Below are 6249 nucleotides of genomic sequence, written 5' to 3'. Positions count from 1 at the left end.
CGCAGGGTCATGCCCCTTCTTTACCCCAGGAGCCGCATATCGGTCAAGTCTGTCCGTGAGGGGCCCCCCGTGGCCCAGGTAGACCCGCTCCGCCCCAAGCTCCAGGATCTTGCGCACCGTCCTTTGCGCCAGGGCGTGGTCCTCGTTGATGAACCTCGAGGGAAGGCCCTTTCCCCTTAGGGCGTCCCCGGCGAGGAGCACCCCTTCCCGGAAAAGCCCCACCTGGCCCAGGGTGTGCCCGGGGAGGTGGACCACCCGGAAGCCGAAGACTTCCATCCCCTCCTCCGCGGGGGCGAGGGCCTCCTCCGGGATCGCCGGCCCCAGGTTGGCGAGGAGGCCTCCCAGGAGGGGGAGGGGAAGGGGCGGGCGGGGCTTCTTCTTGGTGAGGTAGGGCCACTCCGCGGGGTGGGCGAGGACCCTCACCCCGAACCTTTCAAAGAGCGCCCGGGCCCCCGGCGTGGTCCAGGTGGTGGTGGGTGAGGAAGAGGAGCTTGGGAGGCTCCCGGAGGAGGGAGAGGAGCCTTCCCGCCTCCCAGGGAAGCCCGGCGTCCACCAGGAAGTACCCCCCTTCCACGGGGACCCGGTAGAGGTTGGCGGCGAAGGGCAGGACCTCAGGCCCGTTCATGCACCAGAACCACCCCCATCGCCGCCAGGGCCTTCCGGATGCCTTCGGGGTCTATGCCCGCCTGCCGGTGGAGGCTCGGGATCGCCCCGTGCTCAAAGAAGCGGTCGGGGAGGCCCAGGATCCGGACCTCGGGCTTCAGGCCCATCTCGTTCAGGGCCTCCAGCACGGCGCTCCCAAACCCCCCCATCCTCTGGTGGTCCTCCACGGTGAGGAGCTTGTAGCGGGAAAGCGCCCTCAGCATCTCCCGGTCCAGGGGCTTGAGGAAGCGGGCGTTCACCACCCCCACCCTGGGGTCGTCCCCGGCGGCCTCGAGGGCGTACCTCAGGGTCTTGCCGAAGGCCAGGATGTAGGCCTCCGTGCCCTTCTTGAGGACCTCCCACTTGCCCCAAGGGATCTCGGGCCAGGCGCCTTCCGGAGCCCTTTCCACGTTGTCCCGGGGGTAGCGGATGGCCACGGGGCCCCCCACCTCCAGGGCCTTCCTGAGCATGGCCCTTAGCTCCAGGGCGTCCTTGGGGGCGGCGATCTGGAGGTTGGGAACGGTGCGGAGGTAGGCGATGTCAAAGACCCCGTGGTGGGTGGCCCCGTCCGCCCCCACGATCCCCGCCCGGTCAATGGCGAAGACCACGGGGAGGTTTTCAATGGCCACGTCGTGGATCACCTGGTCGTAGGCCCTTTGCAGGAAGGTGGAGTAGATGGCCACGATGGGCTTCATTCCCTTAAGGGCGAGCCCCGCCGCCGTGGTCACCGCCACGTCCTCGCAGATCCCCACGTCCAGATAGCGCTCGGGGTGCTCCAGGGAGTAGCGCACGAGCCCCGAGCCCTCCCGCATGGCCGGGGTGATCACGAAGAGCCTGGGCTCCAGGTGGGCGAGCTCCGCTACCGCGTCCCCGAAGGCTTGGCTCCAGGAGTAGCCCTTGGAGACCTTTTCCGGCTTCTTGGGGTCAAAGCCCGGGGGGCCGTGCCAGTAGATGGGGTCGGCCTCGGCCACCTTGTACCCCTTGCCCTTCTTGGTGACCACGTGGAGGAGGGTGGGGCCGTCCAGGGCCTTGAGGTGCTCCAGGATGTGGACCAGGCCCTTGAGGTCGTGGCCGTCCACCGGGCCCACGTAGCGGATCCCCCAGGCGTAGAAGGGATTTTCCTGGTGCAAAAGGAGCTTCGCCGCCTCCTTGGCCCGGTCCACCAGGCCGAAGAGCTGGGGGGAGATGCGCTCCAGGATCTGCTTCCCCAGCTTCTCCGCGTCCTGGACCCACTTTCTTATCTGGAGCTCTTTGAAGTACTTGTTGAGCCCCCCCACGTTCTCGGAGATGCTCATCTCGTTGTCGTTGAGGACGATGAGCATCCGCTTCTGGAGCTCCCCGATCTTGTTGAGGGCGGCGAGGGCCATCCCCCCCGTGAGGGCCCCGTCCCCGATCACCGCCACCACGTGGTAGTCCTCCCCCAAAAGGTCCCGGGCGAGGACCATCCCCAAGGCGTTGGCGAGGGAGGTGGAGGCGTGGCCCGCGGTGATGGCGTCGTGGGGGGACTCCGAGACCTTGGTGAAGCCGGAAAGCCCCCCCTCTTGCCTCAGGGTGTGGAACCGGTCCTTGCGGCCCGTGACGAGCTTGTGGGCGTAGGCCTGGTGGCCCACGTCAAAGACCAAGCGGTCCCTTGGCGACTGGAAGACCCGGTGCAGGGCGAGGACGAGCTCCACCGCCCCCAGGGAGCTCGCCAGGTGGCCGCCGTTTTGCGCCGTGACCCGGATGATCTCGCTCCGGATCTCCTCGGCCAGGAGCTTAAGCTCCTCCAGGCTCAGGCTCTTCAGGTCCTCAGGGCCGTTCACGCGTTCCAAGACCATAGGGCCACCTCAGCGAAAGTTGCGTTCCACCAGCAGGCGCCCCTCGCGGGTGCGCACCTCCCCCACCCGGGGGGCGAACCAGACCTCGCGCACGTCCTGGCTCCGGCTGTCCCGGAAGCTTTGGCGGATGCGGAAGACGCGGAAGGTTCCCGCGGGCACCCGCACCTCCCGCTCCTCCAGGACCTCCATCCCGTAGTCCAGCCTCCCCTCGGCCAAGGGCTCCCGGCCCGAGGGGGTGAGGAGCTCCACCCGCACCTCCGTGGTCCCCCCCCAGCGGTAGCCCACCGCCAGCAGGGCCTCCGGGGGGTACTCCAGGAGGGGCGGGGTGAAGGCTACCCGGGCCGAGGGGTCCTGGAAGCCGAGAAGCCTCACCCCGAAGGGCCCTACCTGCCGGTAGTACACCCGGTCCTCCCCCCGCCCGAAGAAGCGGAAGCGGAGCGCCTCCTGACCGGCGAAGAACCCCGGTCCCTCTACCCTCAGCCGGTAGGGGGGGGCGGAGAGGGCCTCCCCGTCGGGCAGGTAGGTCCACTCCAACCCAGGGGTGGCGGGGTAGAAGCCCTTTTCCTCAAGGAGAGGGCGGGCCTCCGGGGCCTGGGTCACCTGGGGGGCGCAGGCGGAAAGGGCAAGGGCGAGGGCCATAAGGTACTGCCTCATGGTACGGAGTTTACCCCTATCCCTCCCGTAGGCTGGCCAACACTTCCCCCAAGGTGGCCCCACGCGCTTACCTAACCCCTCATGCTGCTGGACCAAGGCGCGGGCGCTTAGGACCCCAGTTCCCGCTTTAGGCGGGCGAGCTCCTCCTCCACCTCCTTTTCGGCGGAGAGGGCGGAAAGCTCCTTGTCCAGGTCCTGGCCGTCTAGGGCCTTTAGGGCCTCGTGCCGGTCCTCCATGGCGAGGATTCTGGCCTCCATCTCCTCAAAGGCCTCGAGGGCGGGGTGCTGGTCTAGGCGGGACTCCATGCGCCGCACCGCCTCGGCGGCCTCCACCCCCTTCTTGCGGGCGAGGAGGAGGGCCTTGCGGGCCTCGGCCTCGTCTATCTTCGCCTCCAGGGCCTTGAGCTGGGTCATGAGGCGTTCCACCAGGGCCTTTTGCTCCTCGGCCTGCTGCCGGAAGCCCTGGGCCAGGTCCAGAGCCCTTTTCTTCCGCCTCAGGGCCTCCTTGGCCAGGTCCTCCCGGCCCGCCTTCAGGGCCTCCTTGGCCTTCTCTTCCCAGAGGGCGGCTTCCCGCTCGTGGCTTTCCACCTCCCGCTCCAGGCGCTTTTGCTCCGCCAGGGCCTCCGCCACCTGCTCCCTGGCCTCCCTTAGGGCCTCCTTCATGTCCAGGAGGGCCTGCTCAATGATCTTCTCCGGGTCCTCGGCCCGGCGCAGGAGGTCGTTGAGGTTCGCCCGGATGAGGCGGCTTAGGCGGTCCAGTAGGTTCATGGCTTTCCCCCAGGGCCCAGTATACCTTCCCGACGGGTTAAGCTTACGGGTGGGATGAGAAAGACGCTTTGGTCCCTCCTTCTCCTCGGCCTTGCCCTGGCCCAGGGCCGCCTCGAGGCCGGGGCGTACCTGGGCCCCCGGGTTTCCCCCACCCTCGAGGCCGGCCTCGCCCTGGGGGAAGGGGAGGTCCTCCTCCGCCTCCAGGGGGATCGGGGGGCCTTGGGCTACCTGGGAAGCCTCTCCCTGGGGCCTCTGGGCTACCTGGCCTACGGCCTTCAGGGGGAGGTGGGCGAGGGGGGCTTGGGCGGGGCGGCCTTCCTGGAGGGCGGGGCCGGGCCCTTGGCCCTGGAGGGGAGGCTCGGCTACCGGCCCCAAAGGGCCTACCCCCTCTTCCCCGAGGAGGGGGCTTTCGGGCGGCTTTCTCTGCGCTACCGCCTGGCCCCGAGGGAGGTGGCGGGCTTCCTCCTAGAAAGGGAAGGGGGCCTTAGGGCCGAGGCCACCTACGCCTTGAGGGAGGAGGCCACCTACACCCTGGGGCTCGGGGTGGGGGCCTGGCCCTACCTGGTCCTGGGCTGGAAGGGGGAGGTGGGGGAGGAGGGGGAGGTCCTGGACCTATCCTTGCGCCTTGGGGGGGTGAACCGGCTGGAGGGGGGGGTTTACTTAGGGGAGGCTAGCTTCCTTTTCACCCTTTCCCATCCTTGGGCGGGTAGCCTCCTTCTGTGGTTTGGGGACCTGGGCCTCGAGGCGGGCTTTCGGGAAGCCCCCTACGCCTGGGTCCGCTACACCTGGAGGTGGCCGTGAGAAGACCGGAGATCCTTTGGCTTTGCGTCCTCCTTTTCCCTTTGGCCCTGGCCCAGACGGTGGCGGAGATCTTGGACCGGGTGGAGAAAAACCTCTCCGAGCCCTGGCAGGCGGTGGTCCAGGGGACCCTCCAAGGCCCCTCGGGGAAGGAAGAACTCCGGGCCCAGGTTTTCGCCATCCCCAAGGAGAACCTCTTCCGCATAGAGTTCCTGAAGCCCGCCTCCTTGGAGGGGAACTTCACCGTGATCACCGAGAAGGAGGTCTGGAACTACCTCTACCTCACCAACCAGCTGGTGATCGCCCCCAAGGAGAAGACCCAGGTCCAGGGCCTGGGCTTCAGCCCCCAGGGCCTCGGGGACCTAAAAGCCCTCACGGAGCGGGTTTCCCTGCGCCTTTGGGGCGAGGAGCGCCTGCCGGAGGGCGCCGCCTGGAGGCTCGTGGGGCGGGCCAAGGAGGGCCAGGGCTTCGCCGAGATGGAGCTCTACGTCCTCAAGGCCGACCCCAGGCCCATCCGCTTCGTCTTCAAGGACGAGGCGGGCAAGGTGCTGGCGGAGCTTAAGGTGGTGGAGTTCAAGCGGGCGAACCTCGCCCCGGCCCAGCTCAAGCGCTACCCCAAGGACGCCCAGGTGGTGCGCCGCTAGGGCTCGGCGTAGAGGGGGGTGGAGAGGTACTTCCACCCCCCATCGGGGCTGATGCAGGCCACCCGCTTGCCGGGGCCGAGCTCCCTGGCCACCTGAAGGGCGGCCCAAATGATCCCCCCCGAGCTCATCCCCAGGAAAAGCCCCTCCTCCCGGGCGAGCCTCCGGGCGAGGGGGAAGGCGTCCTCCTCCCACACCTGGATCACCCCGTCCAGAAGGGAGAGGTCCAGGTTTTCGGGGATGAAACCCGGCCCCATGCCCTGAAACCCGTGCTGGCCCATCTTCCCCCCGGAGAGCACGTTGGAGCGCGCGGGCTCCACGGCGATGACCTTCACGTGGGGAATCCTCTCCTTGAGGTAGCGCCCCACCCCGGTGAGGGTCCCCCCGGTCCCGGAGCCGTAGACGAAGGCGTCTATGCGGCCCTCCAGGGCCGCGTAGAGCTCGGGCCCCGTGGTCTCGTAATGGGCCCGGACGTTGGCGAGATTTTGGAACTGGTCCGGCATGAAGGCCCCGAGCTCCTCCTTGAGCCTCAGCGCCTCCTCCCTCGCCGCCAGCATCCGCCTCTCGGGGTCGGTGAGGACGAGCTCGGCGCCAAAAGCCCTAAGGACCCGCTTCCTCTCCTCAGACATCTGGGCGGGCATGGTGAGGATGAGGCGGTAGCCCCGGCTTGCGGCGATCATGGCCAGGCCGATCCCGGTATTGCCGCTGGTGGGCTCCACGATGACCTGGCCCGAGCCGGGTCTTAGGATTCCTCGCTCCTCGGCGTCCTTGATCATGTACCAGGCGGGGCGGTCCTTGATGGAGCCCCCGGGGTTTTGCCCTTCCAGCTTGACCCAGACCTTGGCCATATCCGGGGCCACCACCTTGGCGAGGCGGACCACCGGGGTCTTGCCGATCACCCCTTCCACCCGCATACCCCCACTATAGCCC

General features: G+C 68.3%; 6 protein-coding genes and 1 pseudogene. 2 read left to right on the top strand and 5 right to left on the bottom strand.

Annotation, left to right across the window (positions count from 1 at the left end; all coding sequences use genetic code 11):
- From ABJK26_RS04020 to ABJK26_RS04005, 4 genes and pseudogenes are all read right to left on the bottom strand, one after another.
- A pseudogene (locus ABJK26_RS04020) lies at positions 1-625 on the bottom strand (MBL fold metallo-hydrolase); the annotation flags it as partial.
- Positions 612-2459, bottom strand: coding sequence for a 1-deoxy-D-xylulose-5-phosphate synthase (gene dxs, locus ABJK26_RS04015; RefSeq protein WP_347240947.1), 1848 nt, complete (start codon positions 2457-2459; stop codon positions 612-614). The pseudogene ABJK26_RS04020 and the gene dxs, both read right to left, overlap by 14 nt.
- 9 nt (positions 2460-2468) lie before the next feature.
- A complete protein-coding gene (locus tag ABJK26_RS04010) occupies positions 2469-3113 on the bottom strand; it encodes a hypothetical protein (protein WP_347240946.1) in 645 nt (214 codons plus the stop codon).
- Positions 3114-3220: 107 nt separating this feature from the next.
- The gene (locus tag ABJK26_RS04005; RefSeq protein WP_347240945.1) at positions 3221-3880 is read right to left on the bottom strand and encodes a PspA/IM30 family protein; all 660 of its coding nucleotides are present in this window, start codon (positions 3878-3880) and stop codon (positions 3221-3223) included.
- A gap of 54 nt (positions 3881-3934) precedes the next feature.
- Between ABJK26_RS04005 and ABJK26_RS04000 the strand changes: the two genes are divergently transcribed.
- On the top strand, positions 3935-4681 hold the full coding sequence (locus ABJK26_RS04000) for a hypothetical protein (RefSeq protein ID WP_347240944.1): 747 nt from the start codon (positions 3935-3937) through the stop codon (positions 4679-4681).
- The gene (locus ABJK26_RS03995; RefSeq protein ID WP_347240943.1) at positions 4678-5322 is read left to right on the top strand and encodes an outer membrane lipoprotein carrier protein LolA; all 645 of its coding nucleotides are present in this window, start codon (positions 4678-4680) and stop codon (positions 5320-5322) included. The genes ABJK26_RS04000 and ABJK26_RS03995 overlap by 4 nt, the downstream gene beginning before the upstream one ends.
- Here the strand turns inward: ABJK26_RS03995 and cysK are convergent.
- The gene (gene cysK, locus ABJK26_RS03990) at positions 5319-6233 is read right to left on the bottom strand and encodes a cysteine synthase A (RefSeq protein ID WP_347240942.1); all 915 of its coding nucleotides are present in this window, start codon (positions 6231-6233) and stop codon (positions 5319-5321) included. The two genes, ABJK26_RS03995 and cysK, sit on opposite strands and share 4 nt — an antisense overlap.
- Positions 6234-6249: the final 16 nt, after the last annotated feature.

The organism is Thermus sp., from assembly GCF_039793865.1.
GTDB lineage: Bacteria > Deinococcota > Deinococci > Deinococcales > Thermaceae > Thermus.
Note: the sequence above shows the minus strand (reverse complement) of the source record. Positions and strands in the feature narration are given on the sequence as shown.